Source organism: Dyadobacter sp. CY327 (genome assembly GCF_021390415.1).
GTDB lineage: Bacteria > Bacteroidota > Bacteroidia > Cytophagales > Spirosomataceae > Dyadobacter > Dyadobacter chenhuakuii.
The window spans coordinates 360,949-379,256 of sequence record NZ_JAJUXJ010000008.1 but is presented as its reverse complement, the minus strand read 5'-3'; the positions used below and the strand labels follow the sequence as shown (position 1 = coordinate 379,256).

At 45.5% G+C, this 18,308-nt stretch carries 10 protein-coding genes; 4 read left to right on the top strand and 6 right to left on the bottom strand.

The genetic code is table 11. The features are described 5' to 3' along the window. Window positions 1–57: 57 nt before the first annotated feature. A complete protein-coding gene (purB, locus tag LZG74_RS24540; protein WP_026631994.1) occupies window positions 58–1,413 on the bottom strand; it encodes an adenylosuccinate lyase in 1,356 nt (451 codons plus the stop codon). Window positions 1,414–1,564: 151 nt separating this feature from the next. On the opposite strand from purB, the gene LZG74_RS24535 reads away from it, so the two are divergent. After that, window positions 1,565–2,305, top strand: coding sequence for an MIP/aquaporin family protein (locus tag LZG74_RS24535; protein WP_233799106.1), 741 nt, complete (start codon window positions 1,565–1,567; stop codon window positions 2,303–2,305). Here the strand turns inward: LZG74_RS24535 and LZG74_RS24530 are convergent, their stop codons facing one another. Beyond that, window positions 2,306–7,765, bottom strand: a complete 5,460-nt coding sequence (locus LZG74_RS24530) for an alpha-2-macroglobulin (RefSeq protein WP_233799105.1) — start codon at window positions 7,763–7,765, stop codon at window positions 2,306–2,308. Window positions 7,766–7,915: 150 nt separating this feature from the next. After that, window positions 7,916–9,139, bottom strand: a complete 1,224-nt coding sequence (locus tag LZG74_RS24525; RefSeq protein WP_233799104.1) for a 4-hydroxy-3-methylbut-2-enyl diphosphate reductase — start codon at window positions 9,137–9,139, stop codon at window positions 7,916–7,918. A 204-nt stretch (window positions 9,140–9,343) separates the two neighbouring features. On the opposite strand from LZG74_RS24525, the gene LZG74_RS24520 reads away from it, so the two are divergent. From LZG74_RS24520 to LZG74_RS24510, 3 genes are all read left to right on the top strand, one after another. Continuing rightward, the gene (locus tag LZG74_RS24520) at window positions 9,344–9,907 is read left to right on the top strand and encodes an RNA polymerase sigma factor (RefSeq protein WP_233799103.1); all 564 of its coding nucleotides are present in this window, start codon (window positions 9,344–9,346) and stop codon (window positions 9,905–9,907) included. Between the two features lie 93 nt (window positions 9,908–10,000). After that, window positions 10,001–10,609 carry a hypothetical protein gene (locus tag LZG74_RS24515; protein WP_233799102.1) on the top strand — a complete coding sequence of 203 codons (609 nt, stop codon included), beginning with the start codon at window positions 10,001–10,003 and terminating at the stop codon, window positions 10,607–10,609. Further along, window positions 10,569–11,627: a hypothetical protein gene (locus LZG74_RS24510; protein WP_233799101.1), complete on the top strand. Its 1,059-nt coding sequence runs from the start codon at window positions 10,569–10,571 to the stop codon at window positions 11,625–11,627. Before LZG74_RS24515 ends, LZG74_RS24510 begins: the two co-directional genes overlap by 41 nt. A gap of 14 nt (window positions 11,628–11,641) precedes the next feature. On the opposite strand, the gene bshC is transcribed toward LZG74_RS24510, so the two are convergent. From bshC to LZG74_RS24495, 3 genes are all read right to left on the bottom strand, one after another. Then, window positions 11,642–13,195, bottom strand: a complete 1,554-nt coding sequence (bshC, locus tag LZG74_RS24505; protein ID WP_233799100.1) for a bacillithiol biosynthesis cysteine-adding enzyme BshC — start codon at window positions 13,193–13,195, stop codon at window positions 11,642–11,644. 262 nt (window positions 13,196–13,457) lie between these two features. Next, the gene (locus LZG74_RS24500; RefSeq protein ID WP_233799099.1) at window positions 13,458–15,272 is read right to left on the bottom strand and encodes an acyl-CoA dehydrogenase family protein; all 1,815 of its coding nucleotides are present in this window, start codon (window positions 15,270–15,272) and stop codon (window positions 13,458–13,460) included. 144 nt (window positions 15,273–15,416) lie between these two features. Further along, window positions 15,417–18,308 carry a putative Ig domain-containing protein gene (locus tag LZG74_RS24495; protein WP_233799098.1) on the bottom strand — a complete coding sequence of 964 codons (2,892 nt, stop codon included), beginning with the start codon at window positions 18,306–18,308 and terminating at the stop codon, window positions 15,417–15,419.

Below are 18,308 nucleotides of genomic sequence, written 5' to 3'. Positions count from 1 at the left end.
GTTACAGGCCGACAAACATTATACCGTAAGGCCTGAATATTATTCGCTGCGCGATTTTTAATGCGTGTCCTCTACAACACCCAGATAATTAAACGGCGATAACGCCCTTAACTCTTCCCTGATCTTCTCCGAAACATCCAATGTCTCGATGAAGCGGGAAATGGAGTCATGGGTGATTTTTTCGTTTGTTCTGGTTAGCTCTTTCAATGCCTCGTAAGGTTTTGGATAGCTTTCGCGGCGCAGGATGGTTTGGATCGCTTCCGAAACTACTGCCCAGTTGTCTTCCAGTTCGGCTTTCAGGATTTCTCCGTTCAGCTCAACTTTGCCCAAGCCTTTCATCAACGAGTTCAATGCGATGGCCAAATGCGCCAACGGCACGCCAATATTTCTCAAGACAGTTGAATCCGTAAGATCGCGTTGCAGGCGGGAAACGGGCAATTTTGCAGCGAAATGCTCAAATAATGCGGTTGCTAATCCCAGGTTTCCTTCTGAATTTTCGAAATCGATCGGGTTAACTTTATGTGGCATGGCAGAGGAACCTACTTCGCCTGCTTTGATTTTCTGTTTGAAATAACCCATTGAAATGTACGTCCACATATCCCGGTTCAAGTCGGTCAGGATTGTGTTCAGTCTTTTCAGGCAGTCGAATGTGGCGGCGAGGTTATCGTAATGTTCGATTTGGGTGGTGTGGCGGCTTCTTTTTAATCCCAAACCTTCTACAAAGTGGTTGGCAAAAGCCATCCAATCCTGTTTCGGATAAGCCACGTGATGTGCGTTGAAGTTTCCAGTGGCTCCGCCGAATTTGGCCGAATGCGGAATTTTGTCCAGCATTTCCAGCTGACGTTCCAGCCTTTCCACAAAAACCAGAAACTCCTTTCCTACGCGTGTAGGGGAGGCCGGTTGCCCGTGCGTGAATGCCAGCATCGGCACATTTTTCCACTCGATCGACATTCTTTTCAATACAAAAAGAACCTGACGGAACAGTGGCTTGATCTGACGTTCGAGCGCGTCTTTAAGGGAAAGCGGGATGGCTGTGTTGTTGATATCCTGCGATGTAAGCCCGAAGTGGATAAATTCCTGGCATGACTCGATGCCGAGTTTCTCGAATTGTTCCTTTATAAAATATTCAACGGCCTTAACGTCGTGGTTGGTAACTTTTTCTATGTCTTTGATATGCAGCGCATCATCCTCACTAAAATCCTCATAAATCTTGCGCAGGGAAGCATAATGTTTCTTGTCAAACTCCGCTAACTGTGGCAATGGAATTTCACAAAGAGCGATAAAGTATTCGATCTCCACATAAACTCTGTAATAAATTAGGGCATATTCGGAGAAATAAGCAGATAGCTCGGATACTTGCTTGTAATAACGGCCGTCGACGGGAGAGATAGCCGTAAGTTGGTTTAATGACATGATTTTCAATACAAAAATTGATTATCAGGCAAAGTTAGTAGAAAACGGCGTCGAAAATTGGTAAAAAATGCAGGAAATATTCTTTTTGGTATTGATGTCAGAAATTATGAAACAATTCGCATATTCGCCGATCCAACCTTATTTGTAACTCATGCAGCCTTCACCCTTTCTTGGAGAACTAATCGGAACAATGGTCCTTATTTTATTAGGTAACGGGGTCGTCGCCAATGTCGTTCTCAAACAAACCAAGGGAGAAAATGCGGGTTGGATTGTGATTACCGCAGGCTGGGGATTTGCAGTAATGATCGGGGTTTTTACGGCCAATGCTTTTGGCAGCGCGGCAGCACATTTGAATCCCGCCGTGACCATTGGATTTGCGTTCCTGCGTCAGGATTACAGCTTGCTTGCAAGTTACATACCGGCACAATTGATCGGCGCGTTTTTGGGTGCGGTGCTGGTTTGGCTTCAATATTTGCCACACTGGAAAGCAACTGAGGATCAGGGTTCTAAACTGGCCTGTTTTGCCACGGGTCCGGCTATCCGGTCGTGTGGTGCTAACTTTCTAAGTGAATTTATTGCGACTGTCATTCTAATCGTGGGCATTGTGGCCATTGGTTATGCCGGCACTTCGGATCCTGAAAAAGGTGGAATCCCTTCGGGTTTTGCGCCTTATTTAGTGGGAATGCTGGTTTGGAGCATTGGTTTGTCGCTAGGCGGCACCACAGGTTATGCCATTAATCCGGTAAGGGATCTGGGACCAAGGATTGCGCATGCCATTCTGCCCATTCCTAATAAAGGCAGTTCCGATTGGTCTTATGGCTGGGTTCCGGTGGCCGGCCCCGTTTTTGGAGCCATCGCCGGTGGTTTGATTCTTCGTTTCTTTTATTTTTAATTACTCAACCTTAATTTTTCCACCACCCGAATAGCTGCGATATTCGCCCTGATACATCGCGTCAGCGGCAGCTGGTCCTACGGTAAATGTGCCTTTGGAAACAATGCGAACCTGGTAATAGAATGTCTTGGCCGTATTGTTGGCAGTGGTGAAAAAGTGAATGCGGTCGTCGCGAATGTCCAGATATTCAGGGCTTGAAGCATTTTTGATCCATGGCATATCCCGCGGTTCCGTAATTCTTGGGTTTTCGATTTCAAAGCCGGATGGTAACATATCAGTTATTACAATGTTATCAATCGGCAGCCCGTTTGTGCTGGTTAATGTTAGCTTTACGATGACCAAATCATTCTGTTTGAATGTATTAGCAGGTGCGCCGTCACGGGTAAGGAACTGCTTGCGAATGCTTAATCCCTGATCTTCCTCCGTGTATGTGCCTGTAGCGGACATGCCCTCAGATTGCGAAAACCAATACAAATCGCCTGAGCCCTGCGTTTGGATCGAAACCTTCTGGTTGTCAATTCCTTTTGCGATTTTAAGCTCTTTGCCCGTAAATGTACCCACATTCTTTCCATTGGCTGAAACGGTCGCAGTAACCGTTGATCCTGCGGTCTTTTTAGCCAGTTTTCCTAATGCCAGAACGGAGAATGCTGCTTCCTGTGTATTCAGATATGCGGCCGATTGAACTGTTTTGGATAGCTGGCGGGCCAAAACAGGGATTTGCATATTATCTGGATCAGACTCTATAAGTGTGTTCAAAACCAATGACATGTTCCGCAATGGCGAAGAATAGCTGTTATCAAAGCCTTGTGTGCCGTTTTCAGGTACATACTTTTTGGGCAATAGCGCATTAAAACTTCTTGTATCACCTGCTAGCTGAAACGCGGCTGCAAGCAAATATTTGGAATCCAAAGTCAGCAAATGTGGGTTTTGCTTGTAATAATTCATGGAAGCCCGGTTAGGCTGACTGTTCAGCGCCAGGATATAAAGCGAATAAATGGCTTCTCTACGCACCAACGTTTTCCTGGATTGAGATCCGGACGATGGCTCACTTCCATAATTCAAGCTATTTCCGGTGCTTGCGGTTATGACTTCTTTGTTTGCCGTGTTTCCTGTTTGCGTTTTGAGGTAATCTAATGCACGGCTGAGGGTTTTCGTATTGATTTCAAAGCCTGCACGCCGCGCTTCTTCGAGGAAATGGGCTGCATATGCGGTTGCCCACCAGTCTTCCTGCGTCGAACCCGGCCACATTGTCATTCCGCCATTAAATAGTTGCAGCGACTCCACTTTGCGGATCGCCTGTTGCACATTGGTCATGGGATTGAAATCGCTCGCGCCACTTTTCACGGTGTAGACCGGCGCGGCCATTGCTTTGGTGAGATCAGCAAAATAAATCTGAGGAAATGCTTTGGAAACGGTCTGTTCCAGGCAGCCATAAGGATAACCGAGCAATGTTGAAAGCGCTTTTCCGCCGCCCTGCACCAATGGCGACCGGCTCAAAACGATCTGACTTCTGCTGGTAGAAGGAATGAAGGTGGAGGCAAGATTGATCAATCCTGATTTCCCGGCTGCAATCTGCCCTGAGTTACTCGATTTCAGAAGCGGCGACGCGGGCCGGACTGTAATGTTGGTTTGATTGGTAAAAGTCTCGCCAAATGCGGCAACCTTTACCGTAATGTTCGCCAATCCGATTGATTGAAGCGCTTTCACCGAGAAGATAGCACGTGCTTCTTTTCCAGGCAGGATCGTCATTTTTTGAGTCAAAGGAACTGCTCCTGATGTCAGCGGGCCATTTAGTTGAACGGAAACGGTGGCATTTGCCGCTTTGCTTTCAGTGTTACTAATGTTGACAGGCAAGGTTAATTCATCGCCGGGACTTAAAAATCTGGGTAAACCTGCGCTGATCACCACAGGATCGGCGACTTTCATGTTTTTCGTTGCCGAACCAAAGGCGTTGTCTTTATAAGCCACGGCCATAATCCTAAGATCGCCGCTGAATTGTGGCAGATCGACGTCGAAATTGACTTCGCCGCTGCTATTTGCGGTTAATATGCCGCTCCAAAATGAAACCAGTTCTGTCCGGCCATTGCTCAAAGGATTAATCCTTCTTTCCAGATCATAACCATCACCACCAAAGCTCGAAGAGCCGCTTATAGTCGGTTCCGGAAATAGCTGCGCATATAAATCGTGCGTGGTCACTTCCAGAGCACATTTCTGGTAAAAATGGCCGTGAATGTCGGGCGTTTTGGAGTTTTTGATCTGCAAAATGCCTTCATCTACAACGGACAGCGTTACCTGCGCATTCGGTGCGGTTTTGATCGTGATTTGTTGTTTTGTCTTGGATCTCGATTTTTCAATGGCCGTTATAGCAACAGGCAGTTTTCGGTCCGGGTCTTCGACCAAGATAGGAGTGAATCCGTGCGCTACGGTGAGGGGCATGTCCGTGGTGTCGAACGGGCGGATTAATGTGGCGGTGATAAAAACATTGGGTAAATGCTCTTCTTTCAGCTTGAATGTCAATTCCGCAGCCTTTTTCTCCGTTTTCAAAATATGCTGTTCAAGTACATTATTGCGTTCGACTGTAACCAGCAGCGTTCCGTCAAAAGGTGTTTTGAACAAAACCTTAGCCGACTCTCCAACCTTATAATTTTGCTTATCAGTTTCCATCAGCACGCGGCCTTCATTACTTACTTCAAATGAAGAATATTGCGTGTAACCGTAGCCGTATGCGTAGAAATGAGCCAGTGTATAATGTTCTGCGCCTGGGCGACGCACCCGAACCTCATATTCTCCCGAGATCGTGGGAACATATTGAATGCTTCCTTTTCCGTTTTTGAGTTCTAATGTTGTAGCATACACCGTCTTTTCACTTTTCCGGGAAGTGTATTGCAGCACATCATATCTTTTTTCAACAACGGTTTGATATTCAAGGCGAACAATCTCGATCTTGGCAGCGCTTTTTTTCAAAACACCTTTATTATTTACACCGACTATTTCAACAGGAACCGGCGCATTGGTCCCTACATAGGCGTCCGGAAGGCGGATTCCGTAGAATGTTGGCTGCGTGAAAACATCAAACCGCTGTAAACGATTGACCGGGCGACCATTTTCGTCAAAAACGGTCACGAATATTTTTCCTTCCAGCACGCCAATGTCTTTCAGGCCGGCGGCTATCGGGAAACTTTCGGTGGCTTGTCCCTGCTCGTTGGTAACACCCTGGCGGCTCTGTTTTTCAAACGCTGTTTCGCCTGGAATGTCAAACACAAATTCGGGGAAAGCAGCCGCGGAAAAGCCTTTTCTTTTGAACTGCGCGTCCATCTGGTACGTGCGGTTGCTGGCTGGTGGCCCAAATAAGTTGGTTGCAGTTGCGGTCAATGATACATTGCTACCCGACACATATTCCTTCGCTGCGCCGCTCAAATCCACTTTGATCCGGTCCGGCATGAACTCTTCCACGCTAACAGCATGCGAGGCAAGCAGAATGTCGTTACCATTGTAAACTTCCAGCACATATGTTCCGGTAAGCCCGGCCGCATCAACAGGCACTTCAATTGCTACGGCGCCCTGAGCATTTGTATTTTTACGCCAGGTGCGATATTCACGCCCATTAGGCGTCACCATGCGTAGTTTGAGGGGAATTTCTTTGGCGCTATCCCATTTTTTTGTTCGGATAACCGTGTTGAAATGCATGGTTTCACCCGGGCGATAAATGTCTCTTTGTCCGTAAATAAAAGCTTGTAAACCAGAGGCATTATCCCGCAAACCTTCCACTTCAAATCGCGAGGTTTCCACTTGCGTATCCTTTAAGATCAGATAGTTAAAATCCTCCTTGAAAGTCGCAGTTAACATGGCGATTTTGAATCCCGGCGCTTTTTCGCTGAGTTTTTCAATGTGCAAAATGCCGTCGCCGTCGGTGTTTGCGGTGTGGACAGTCTGATTATTTGAACTGATGAGCGTGATTTCTATATCGCCGAGCGGCTCATTTGTTTTAATGGAATTGGCAAAAATCCACATTTCGTCTTTGCCCTGTTTCGCGATCAAGCCAATGTCGGAAATGGAAACAAGCTTTGTTGCACCCAGATAGGCTTCATCTTTTGAATTGACCGAAACCAGATATACGCCTTTGCGCTGATTATCTTCGGGCAGGGCCACATTCAATGCTGAAATTCCTTTGCTTTTCGGCAGATTTTCGGTTTCAACGGTTTTGTCAACAATGATGTCACTCAGCTCATTATCCCGGTCGTCGCTGTAATTAAAGGCGCCGGTTTCCACCCATTCGTCGCCCGAATAGCCGTATTCGTTCCAGCGGTTGTTACGGACGTAACTCAGGATGTTATTGGCGTATAATTTGGAAACTTTCACCTGCACTTTGGGAATGTTCACGATCTGAACGCCCAGGTTTTTGGAGCCCTTAGGCGTCATATAAAGTGCTTTTTTGTTCGCAAAAGCAATGGACGCAGGCATTTTCCCGAAAAACAGATCCTTGGATGTTTCATCGCCCAGAAATGCGCCCAAAACACCTTTCAGTGTCTTATTAATCAGTAAATTATAAGTTTCTGTCTCGTTAAATTCACCACGTATGATGAAGCCGTTTTCTGTCGGTTCCGTTTGAACCTGAATTTCCGGGCTTAGCTTGAAGCCATTTGCAATGCTTTCCTTATCCAGTTCCTGGGTCGTAATAATGCGGGCGTATCCGGAATTGTTTTCAAAACCGGTTTTAATGTTCACAATTTCGAGATGAAGCGGCGAAGGCAGGCTTGCGCTTTTGCTGATTGTTTCCTGGCTTATATAAGAAGTATTCTGGACTTTCAGGCCCTTTTCAATGGCGATGTTAACAGGAATGGGGTTGTTGTCTGTCTTACCAGCGTCGCTGATGGCGAGCGTAACCGAATGTTCGTTCGTTACCGGCAATATTCTGTAATCCAAAGACTTATCTGCGAGCGATACTTTCAGTTTTTCAGCGACATTCTGGCTGCTTACCGGATAGTTGAAAATCAACCTTAATCTGGCTTCCTGCTTGCCGCTTTCCTGCGAAAGTGCCCACCAGCTTTCTGTTTCAACCAATTGAAGATAAGGCGTATGGAAGTCGAGCGGCTCTTTTGAAACGGATAATTTTTTGTCTTTATCAACCTTCTCCGTCAGCTGATCGGTGAGTTTGGCGGTGTATTTTGTAGCGGCTCCAAATCCAGCAACAGGCGAGAAAACGAGCTCATTAGGCGCAGACCATTTGAATTTGCCGCGCACCGCCGGTTCGAATTGTACATATTGTGTGGAATCCCAATCATTGAGCTCGCTTTCGGCGACAATGTCTTTGTTGAATGTAAAAATCAGATTTTGGGATTGGCTGATCTCATCTGTAAAGTTGGTCCCGGCAACGCGAATTTCATTAAGAGAAGAGCAACTGTTAAAAAGGATTGGAATAAAAAGGGATAAAAAGATCGCAAAAGCAGAAGTCTTTTTCATAATCACGAAGGGAGTAAACGTAAGTGAGAACACACGTAAGAAACGAAAAAAGGACGGCCGTTTTGAGCCATCCTACGAATATAATTTCAGCATAACCGGTTAGCCCACTTAATTGAGCGAACGGTGAGTTAAATGTTTTTCCGGTTCAATTTAAAATTGCTGCATCACTTCATTAATGTCTTTCGAGCCCTCGAAAAATGAAAGTAAGCGCATCAAAATACCTTCTACGACTGCATCCGGGCAGGAAGCACCGCACGTAAGCATAATGCGGGCAGGCGTATGTTGCGGGAGATAGTTTTCTGTCACCATTTCTTCTTTGGAATGCAGGTTGAAATGGCGGATCAGCTGTTTATCCAAAATTTTATTAACTGACTCAATAAAATAAGTCGGGAATTTCTGCTCGCAGAGCTCGACCAAATGCGTCGTGTTGGAGCTGTTATAACCACCGGCAACGATCACCAGATCAGCCTCATGCGTGAGCAAGGCGTAAGTCGCGTCCTGGTTGTCATTCGTAGCATAGCATAATGTGTCGCGCGTGTTGGCAAAACGATCCTCGACCTGTTCGGGACGAAGGCTGTAATGTTTGATCATTACATTTTTCAAAAAGTCGGCAATGCCTTGTGTATCAGATGCCAGCATTGTAGTCTGGTTCACGACGCCGATGCGCTGCAAATCTTTTTCCGGATCAAAGCCATTGGAATACTGACCTTTAAAATCCTGAAAAAACTGCTCTGCAGGCAATGTGCCTTTCATGTATTCGGCAAGACGTTCGGCCTGCGCCATGTTTTCAACCACAACGGTCGGCGCGTTTTCCTTGCTATGCGAGAATGTGGCGCGGGTTTCTTCGTGATTTGGCTTGCCGTGGACAATGATCGTGTAATTTTTCTCTCCGATCTGCGCGGCGCGGTTCCAGACTTTCTCTACAAACGGGCAGGTTGTATCATAAACGTAGGCGTTAATGCCCAGTTCGGTCAGTTTTTGCTGGTTTTCGACGGTTGTGCCGAAAGCAGGGACGATCACAATGTCATCTGCATTCAGTTCCTCCCACGGAATGAGCGGATTGCCTTTGGTATCCATGATAAAACGCACGCCCCGGTCCACCAGATCGCGGTTTACGTCCGGGTTATGGATCATTTCACTGAGCAGGAAAATGCGTTTATCCGGGTTTTCAGCAATGGCCTTATAAGCAATGTCAATGGCGTTTTCAACCCCGTAGCAAAATCCAAAATGGCGCGCAATCAGAAATTGGACCGGGCCAAAATCCAGCAATGTAGGTGCATAGTCACGTTTCAGCTTGTCATTTTTACGGCGGAATTCCTTAATCGGCGTAATGATCCTGCTCCGGTAAAAATCAGGAATGTTGAACGTTTTCATTGACTAAATTTGGTAGATTGCAGTAAACAAATTAGGGTATATTATGACCAAAAATCAAACATATACGATCCTTTTTTAAGAACAACGGTTCATCAAACATTGTTCGAACGACGTTTACGGAAAATTTTTTTCCCGTTGATGCAACATGCAGGCGCATCTGCTGTCCTTGATACAGAACGTTCAAATATATATTAGCCATTCTGCTTGAAAACACATTTTTACCCTGACCGGCACGTCGAACTGGTGGAACGTTGTAAACTCGGTGAGCGCAAAGCGCAATACGAGCTTTATAAGTTGTATTCGAAAGCCATGTTCAACATCTGCATGCGGATATTGAATCATTTGGGGGAGGCAGAGGACGCTTTACAGGAAGCATTCGTGGATGCATTTACCAACCTGCACCAGTTTCGGCAGCAGTCGACATTCGGTGCCTGGTTGAAGCAGATCGTTGTCAATAAGGCGATTAATCACATGCGGAGCCGGAAAGTGAAGTGGGTGGAAATTGAGGAATGGCAGGAGACGGCGGAGAATATCGACCGGAATGAAAGTTATTTCGGGATGGATGAGCATGAGACGAACCTGGAAGTGGAGCGGGTGCGCAACACAGTGCAGAAGCTGCCGGATGGTTACAGAGTGGTTTTGAGCCTTTACCTATTTGAAGGATATGATCACGAGGAAATAGGAGAGGTGCTGGGGATCAGCGAAACGACGTCCAGGACGCAATATATGAGAGCTAAAAGAAAACTCACAGAAATGCTTTCGAAATAGTTGCAGCAATAATTTTAAACTTAATCGTTTGAGTTCCATCTAAACTAATAAGGATTTGAGAACATTATTTACACATGACAAGTTGATTAACCTATGAAAAATTCTTCTGATAAAAAAGATCGATTGGAGCGGTTTGTGCGAGATAACAGGGATGGATTTGATACTTTCTTACCGCAAGATTCTTTATGGAGCCAGATCGATAGCAAATTACATAACGAGATTCCGATTCTGCCGGAGCAATCCAAAAAAAAAATTAGGCGACTGAACAGCCCTTATTTTGACTGGCGCATAGCGGCCGGTGTGTTCCTGGCGCTTGGAATTGGTTTTTTAGTTTACCTCAATAATGAATACGGCATAACCCGCGACCCGAAAGTGGCGCTCAAAGTCCCTACCTATGCCAAAGAATTCAATGCTTACAATGTTGCAATAGACCAGAAAAGAGAGGAGATCATCAAACTCGCGCGGAATAATCCGGAGGTGTATAAAGATTTCTCTGCGGATCTGGAAAGTCTGGAAGTGAGTTATAAAAATCTGCGCTCCAACTTATCGAATGCTCCCAACCAGGAAGCATTACTGGAAGCGATGGTCCAGAACTTACAATGGCAGGTTGACCTGCTCAACCAACAATTAGAAATTTTGCAACGCATTAATAAAGTAAAAAATGGAGACGATAAAGAAGTCGACAGCGCGCCTGTTATTTAGCATGTTTTTCATGCTGCCGCAGCTGTTGCTGGCAGTAAGCCCGGATCCGGAACAGAACGGGCTCATTGAAAAACGAAGGAATATTGTAAAGGTTTTTGATGTTAAAAATAATGACCAGCTTGTCGTTGATAATCAGTTTGGGCAGGTCAAAATCAATCTTTGGAATAAGGAAGAGATTAAGGTTGAGATCATTGTAACGGCGAATGCGCCTACGGACGGCCGCGCTTCGGAATATCTGGGCGCTGTTAGAATCGACGAAAAACGGATCAAGAACCAGATCAACTTGACGACACATATTGACAGGAGCCAGTTTGGAAACAATGGCTGGAACAATAAAAAAGGCGACAAGAACTTCATTCAGATCGATTACACGGTGTATATGCCAAAGGAAAATGCGCTGATCGTGCGCAACAAGTTTGGTGACACAGACATTCCTTCCTTTCACGCGCCGCTGACGGTGGATTCACGCTATGGGCATTTCGTAGCCAACATTCTGGATAATGCTGAAAACGTGATCGATGTGCGTTATGGCAGCGCTAAAATTGGGAAAATGGACGGCGGAAAGCTGGAATTCCAATACTCAAACCTGAAACTGGATATGGCTAAAAAAGTGTTCATTACCAACAAGTTCGGCGAGCTGAACATTGGTGATGTGACAAATCTGGACGCCGACATTGATTATTCGGGCGCGAAAATCGGAACTATGCGCGGTTCAGGAAAAATTAAGCTGAACTACTCAGGTAATTTCAAGATTGATCAGCTCACCAATTCAGCGGAAAACATTGACATTCAGGCATCTTACTCGTCGATTATCTTGCCGGCAGATGCAAACCAGTTCAATGTGACAGTTACTTATGGGAATTTCAGTTATCCGTCTTCTAATGTGAATTTTTCCATGCAGCCGGCGAAGGATGATAAAGCTTATAAACAAAAGCAATATCAAGGAAAAGTAGGAACCGGATCAGGAACGCGGATAACAGTCGTATCACGATTTGGTGATGTGAAATTGAAAGATTAATGTCTGTAAGCCAGTTATTTATCTTCGACTAACACATTGTATCTGAAATCCAGCGGATCGAAAAGATCGAACAGCTTTTCGATAAATTGCGGATCATTAATGTAGAAATTCAGCAGATTATCATATCGTTCCTGGGCGATTCCGTTCGGGAACAGCTTGTTTTTGAGGCTGATCAATTGCGTAATCTCGGACTCGTGGTTGCGCTCTTCGGCTTTAATAATGCGCTTTTCCAGATGTTTCAGCGAATTCAGTAACCGCGTTTGCTCGGCTTTAACAGCTCCGTGCATGGTTTGGTCCACTGCGGTTGCTTTATTTAAAATCGCCTCAAAAATCTCATTAAACGCATTTTTCTGATCTTCCAGACTTAAAATATGCTCAGTATTCCGCTCAACAAATGTCTTCCTTAACGCAACTTCATCCAGAAAAAGATCCTTGTAATTGATCTTCAATTTTTCGACCTTTTTGCCTTGCAAATGATTGATATACAATGCAAAATTACGCGGCATTAACATGGGAAAGGGCACATTGAAATGCTCAAAAACTCCTTTCAACTGCATCCAGTAAGGCACTTCGGACGGCCCGCCTATATACGCAAGATTTGGTAAGATTACCTCTTCGTATAATGGTCTCAGAACCACATTCGGACTGAAAAATTCGGGATTTTTAGAAGCCAGATCGAGGATTTCCGACTTGGTGAATGTAAGGTCTGTATTCAAAACCTGGAAATTGTCGCCGTCACGCGTAATGCGCTCGCGAAGTCCGTCGGCCAGGTAAAAAAGATTGATTTCTCGTGCGTGAAGCGGCGTGTGATAACCCAGTGCATTGAGTTTGCCGGTGGTTTCTGTGACCAGTTTTTCGGAAACTGAGTCGGTGAGTTCTTCCTTAATAATGGGCAGGAAGTGCCGTTTTAAATCTGCGTGATCTGCGTCAAGCGTGATCAGGCCCTGTTTTCCAAACAATTCGTGCATATAACATCGCACTGCATCGGCCAGCGTAGTGTTTTCGAGATAAGCTTTTGCAAACAACATGGGCTTATCCGGCAATTGTTTTAAAATGCTTTCCAGCTCCTTCGGATTCAGGCGGCCGACCGCTCCCTTGTGCTCGCCGGTCCATTTATGCGTTTGTCCAAACAGATGAAAAGTCGCAATTTCTTCAAAATCATGATCTTCCGTGGCCATCCAGTAAATGGGCACGAAATTGTATTCGGGATAAGCCTCTTTTAATGCTCTCGTGAGCTTCACCGTCGTTACAATTTTATAAATAATGTAAAGCGGGCCGGTGAAAATATTAAGCTGGTGACCTGTTGTGACAGTGAATGTATTTTCCTTTAAAAGGATCGAAAAATCGGGCAGATAAGGAAGTCCTGTGTATTGTTTTTCTAAAACATCAACCAGCGTTTTACGCTTTTCAATATCAAAATTCTGCTTGCTAATGATGGCCTCTTTTGCATTCTCCAAAGTCGGATAAATACTGTAAAACGATTCCAATGCAGGTTTTTGATCGAGATAATCAAGGAGTAATGCAGGAAATTGGCCCGTTGTACGAAGATCCAGGGAATGCAGGGTCATGAAAGGTGGTTTTTCAGTAACTAATAGAGAATCCAACGTAAATTATTTAGCGATATTTTATTCAAACAACCATTAACCTAACGTGAAAACAAAGGATATTGGTTTCCCAAATTTGCGCATTTTGGGGTAGAATAAAAAACCTTTCATCACAACAAAAAAGCCAGACCTTACAAAGGTCCGGCTTTCCATGATTCATTTGGTTTTTAGTTGTGCAGGCATTGTAATCGAGCTTTAAACCCGGCTCTCCGCCCGAAATATTGTTTCAAAAAACATAATCATTCCTGGCAATCAGTTCATCAGCAACGTTGCGGCGCGCATCTTTGAGGTTAACCGGTTCAATTTTCGTAAACCGTTTCAATCCCATCAGCATCACCCGCAGCTCATCGCTTTCTGCAAAGCTTGTGATGGCAGCTCTTCCGGCATTGTTTACCTTCTCAACAGCGCGGTGTAAGTAAATGGTAGCCATATCCTGGTGCAGCTTATTGGCATCGGCTCCAAGCAACTCAATCCGTTTTTCCACGCGTAGCAGCACCGATTCAGCAGCATAAATTTCAATTACCATGTCGGCCAGGTTCATGATAATTTCCTGCTCTTCGGAAAGTTTCATCATGAATTTCTGAACGGCCGCACCCGCCACCATTAAGGCTGCTTTTTTAAGATTTTGAATGACCTTTTTCTCAGCTGCAAAGAGCGTTTCGTCTTCGCTCATGCTGAAATCAGGAATGGACATAATTTCTTTTCCAACCGCCATCGCGGGCCCCATCAGATCGATCTGGCCTTTCATGGCGCGTTTCAGGAGCATATCCACAACGAGGAGCCTGTTGATCTCATTCGTTCCCTCAAAAATCCGGTTAATACGGCTGTCGCGGTAAGCCCGGTCCATAGGCGCATCTGCGGAAAAGCCCATGCCGCCGTAGATTTGAACGCCTTCATCCACCACAAAATCAAGCACTTCTGAGCCATGCACTTTCATAATGGCACATTCAATGGCTAATTCTTCCAATGCTTTCAGTTTAGATTCCGCGTCTGACATTCCTTTTTCCTGAAAGGTGGAAATCAGGTCATCAATGTTTTGGCCAACGCGGTAAGAAGCTGATTCGGAGGCAAACATTTGCGTAGCCATCTCGGCCAGCTTATGCTTAATCGCGCCGAATTGGGAGATAGCCGTGCCGAATTGTTTTCTTTCATTGGCATATGCAATGGCCTGTTGCGCTACTCTTTTGGCACCGCCTAATGCTGCCGCAGCCAATTTGATCCGCCCGATATTAAGAATGTTAACTGCGATCTTAAAGCCGTTTCCGCGTTCTGAAAGCATGTTTTCGACGGGAACCAGGCAATCATTAAAGAAGATCTGCCGCGTATCCGAGCCCTTAATCCCCATTTTATGTTCCGGTGCATTCATTGTAATGCCGCCGGATGACTTTTCAATGATGAAGGCACTCAGGTTTTTATCAGTTTGTCCGTTTTCTTCAATTTTGGCAAAAACAATAAACACATCTGCAAAACCGCCGTTGGTAATCCACATTTTCTGGCCGGTAATGGCATAATGTTGACCGTCGGAGGTGAGTATTGCTTTGGTTTTACCAGAGTTGGCATCCGAGCCCGAATCCGGCTCTGTTAAACAGTATGCAGCTTTCCATTCACCCGTCGCGAGCTTGGGAAGATATTTGCTTTTTTGTGCTTCATTTCCGTAGTAAAGGATCGGCAATGTGCCGATGCCCGTGTGCGCCGAAAGTGCGACGGAGAATGAATTCCCTGCGCCGGTGGCCTCCGCAACGAGCATGGAAGTGTTGAAGTTCATGCCAAAACCGCCATATTCCTCCGGAACGGCCGTTCCCAGCAAGCCCAGCTCACCCGCTTTGTCCATCAATCCAGAAATCAGCTCGGGACTTTTTGCATGATCAATTTCGTCCAGGATGGGCCATATTTCCTTGCCGAGAAACTCCCTGCAAGTGTCTGCAATCATACGCTGCTCTTCCGTAAACTCCTCAGGAATAAAAATTTGGGACGATAAGGTTTCTTTAATCAAAAATTCACCTCCCTTAATAGACGTCTTATTCGCTTCTGCAACGGCCATATTCTTTAACTTTTATTGATGGTTAAGGCTTGAATTAAGGTATGCTTGCATACTACTTCTTGTATTGCAAATATAAATCATTCGCAGTATTATGCAAGCATACCTTTCGCAAAAACCAAAGGAGAAAAATGGTGATTTGAAGCCTTACTTTTTGAAGATTTTAAACTGTTTTAAGACCGTGCCGTTGCTGTGCAGACGGACAACATAAATGCCCGAAGAAATGTATAATCTGGAAAGATCAATGTTGGCCAGGTCATCGGAAACAGTGACAAATTCCTTTGGGAAATCAATCTTTTTCCCTGAAACTGTAATCAGCTCGTAGGAAATGTCATTAGCGTCCAAACCGGCCGGGAGCTTCACATTAAAAACGCTTTCCACCGGATTCGGGAAAAAACGCCAGTCTTCCAGGTCTTTTGTAATGTTGATAGAATCGCCGTAGGAAATGCTGAACTGGATCGAGTTTGTGACAATCGCCGAATCCTCTTTCGTTGCAGTGACGGTGAGGGTGTACCGGCCGATATAAGGTGCAAATCCGCTGGCATTCTCGTAAAGCGCAAATGGGAAAGTTTTCGTTTGTGATTTCCTGTTATACGGACCTGTTAAACTGAAATCAACTTTGTCGTAGTCAAAATTTCCGTGTGCGTAAATATTCAGGGAGGATGGTAAATCGCTGTGCGCGAGGACGTCATCGCCCGTGAGTTTCCTGATGACACGCTGATCCACTTTGCTTCCGCCTTGCACCAGTTCGAAACGGAACTTGGGAATTTCAACGATCAGTATAAACGGCACTTCCACATATGCTCCTGCATTATCGTAAGCCCTGATAATGAGCCTGTATTCTCCCTCCTCTGTTGGCGTTCCGGAAAATGTATTGAGTGCGAAGTTGAGCCAGGATGGGCGGTTTTGTAATGTTATGGAAGAAATATACCCATCGGGATCACCAAAGATTTCTGTTGGTAAAATGTAGTTAAACGGCATGTTTAACTGGCCATACTTGACTGGTAATGAACCAGCTGCATAAGGCGGTGCATTAAGGAACTGCTTTTCGACGACTTTAATCGTGAAATACGTTTCCACAAAGGCATTCAGATCGTCATATGCTTTCAAACTAATGCGAAATTCACCCAAGCTAGGCGGCGTTCCGGTCAGGACACCATTTGTAAATTTAAGCCAGCTTGGAAGCTCGCTTGCTTCGATTTTGGTCACTTCACCATCTGCATCCTCAAATGCGCCATCGTTGATAGGCAGTGAAAATGGCTCTTTTACAGCAATAGTCTGATTTGAAAAACTGGCATCTACCGTTGGTGGCTTGTTGGCATTTTCACGCGTGTCCACACGAACAGTCAGGAATGCTTCCGTGACACCGCCTTCATCATCAATTCCTTTTACCTGAATGCGGTAATCCCCAAGTGTTGCGGGCCGTCCTCTCAGCTGGCCGTTTTCAAATTTCAGCCAGGATGGCAAAGTGCCGACCTCCATTCTCACAACCGTTCCGTCCACATCGGAAAAAGTATCAATAGGCAGCTTGTAAGCGAAATCTTTGTTAACCGCAATGATCTGCATCGGCACCGGCTTGAACACATACGGTGGGTAATTAGATGCATCGTCCCAATATTCAGGAGCAAGAATGTCTTCATTCAAGCCAATATAAACCGGTTTTGGGTTATTCGGATCGGCGTAAGCACGTTTTCTCCATTCGTCGTAAACAACATTCATCGGCCCGCTTTTTTCCACAGCTGCCGAAAGCCTATAACTCACGGAATCGGTATAAACAATGGGTTTCATTGGCTGGTTAAGCCAGGTCTGAGCGGCCTGCCGTAGAAAAGGCTCGGCCCTTGACATTGTGCTCTGAACGGATGCGACAACGGCAACCACATTTGCGCCGTGAGCGAAATTCTCGTTGATCTGCCTTAAATGAGCATTGTTATCAAATACGGTGTTGATAAACAGCTCATTAGCAATTATAAAGTTGGCAGGAGCTGTACTTTTAATAATATCGACGGACCATCTGTGATCGTGCGTGGCAAGGTCATCATTGATTTTGATACCATTAGATTTTTCATTTAAACTCCTGAAACCCAGCGTTCCACGTACACTGGAAATTCTGTCAAAAACAGAGCCATAGTCAGATACAAATTTGACGTTCGGATCAACAGACTTGACAGCCGTGATCATTTGCTCTGTAAAACGCTTCAATACAAGGTGACGGTAAATGTACCAGTCCTTACCAGCACGCTGACGGAAGGATTCCGACGGTTCCCAGGGCGTTGCAGGCGGTAACACCTCTTCGAAATTCTTGTGATTGATCCCCCATAAATAATTGAGGCGCTGGAGTTTTTTATAATGTGATATCAAAAACTCCCTGAACCCGGTTATCATGGACCTGGAATAATCGTACACCGCAGGGCTTTCCTTGCCATTTTCGATCAGACTGCCCGGATATTCGCCTTCCTGCGTTCCGGTGGTGGTTATGGAAACGAATAACAGCTGTTTGTTGGTCTGAAGATATTTATATCGCGTAACCGTTTCCTTAACGAATGCTTGTGCTTTTGCCGAGATCGCATCATTATCAAATCCAAATGAAGTATCCTGATATCCACTGATCACCGGCTTGCCCGTGGAGCTCATGTGGCTGTCCGAAGGTTCCCAAAAGCCCTTGATCCGCGTGCTATGCCTGCCCAGGTGAATGCGCAACGCCACTTTCATTCCCAAATCCGTGGCTGTTTTGATTTGCTGGTCGAATTTGTCCCAAAGCGGCTTGTCTGTCGGTGAGGTATAATAGATCTTATCCCAGGGAATGGTAAGATAAACCGCATTCAATCCGTACGCATGTGCCGATCTGATCAGATCCAGCTCAGGGCCCTTTTCGTCTTTATCCAACACATTGAGTAGCATCAGTGCCAGATAGCGCTGGTTGTCCGCCTCGGTCGTTCCGGGACTGGTCTGGGCATGGAGCGTTTGAAAAGAGATAGTCCAAGCCAAAACCACAAAGAATAGCTTCGTGAGCAATTTAGACCCGTACGTAGAATGGTGCAT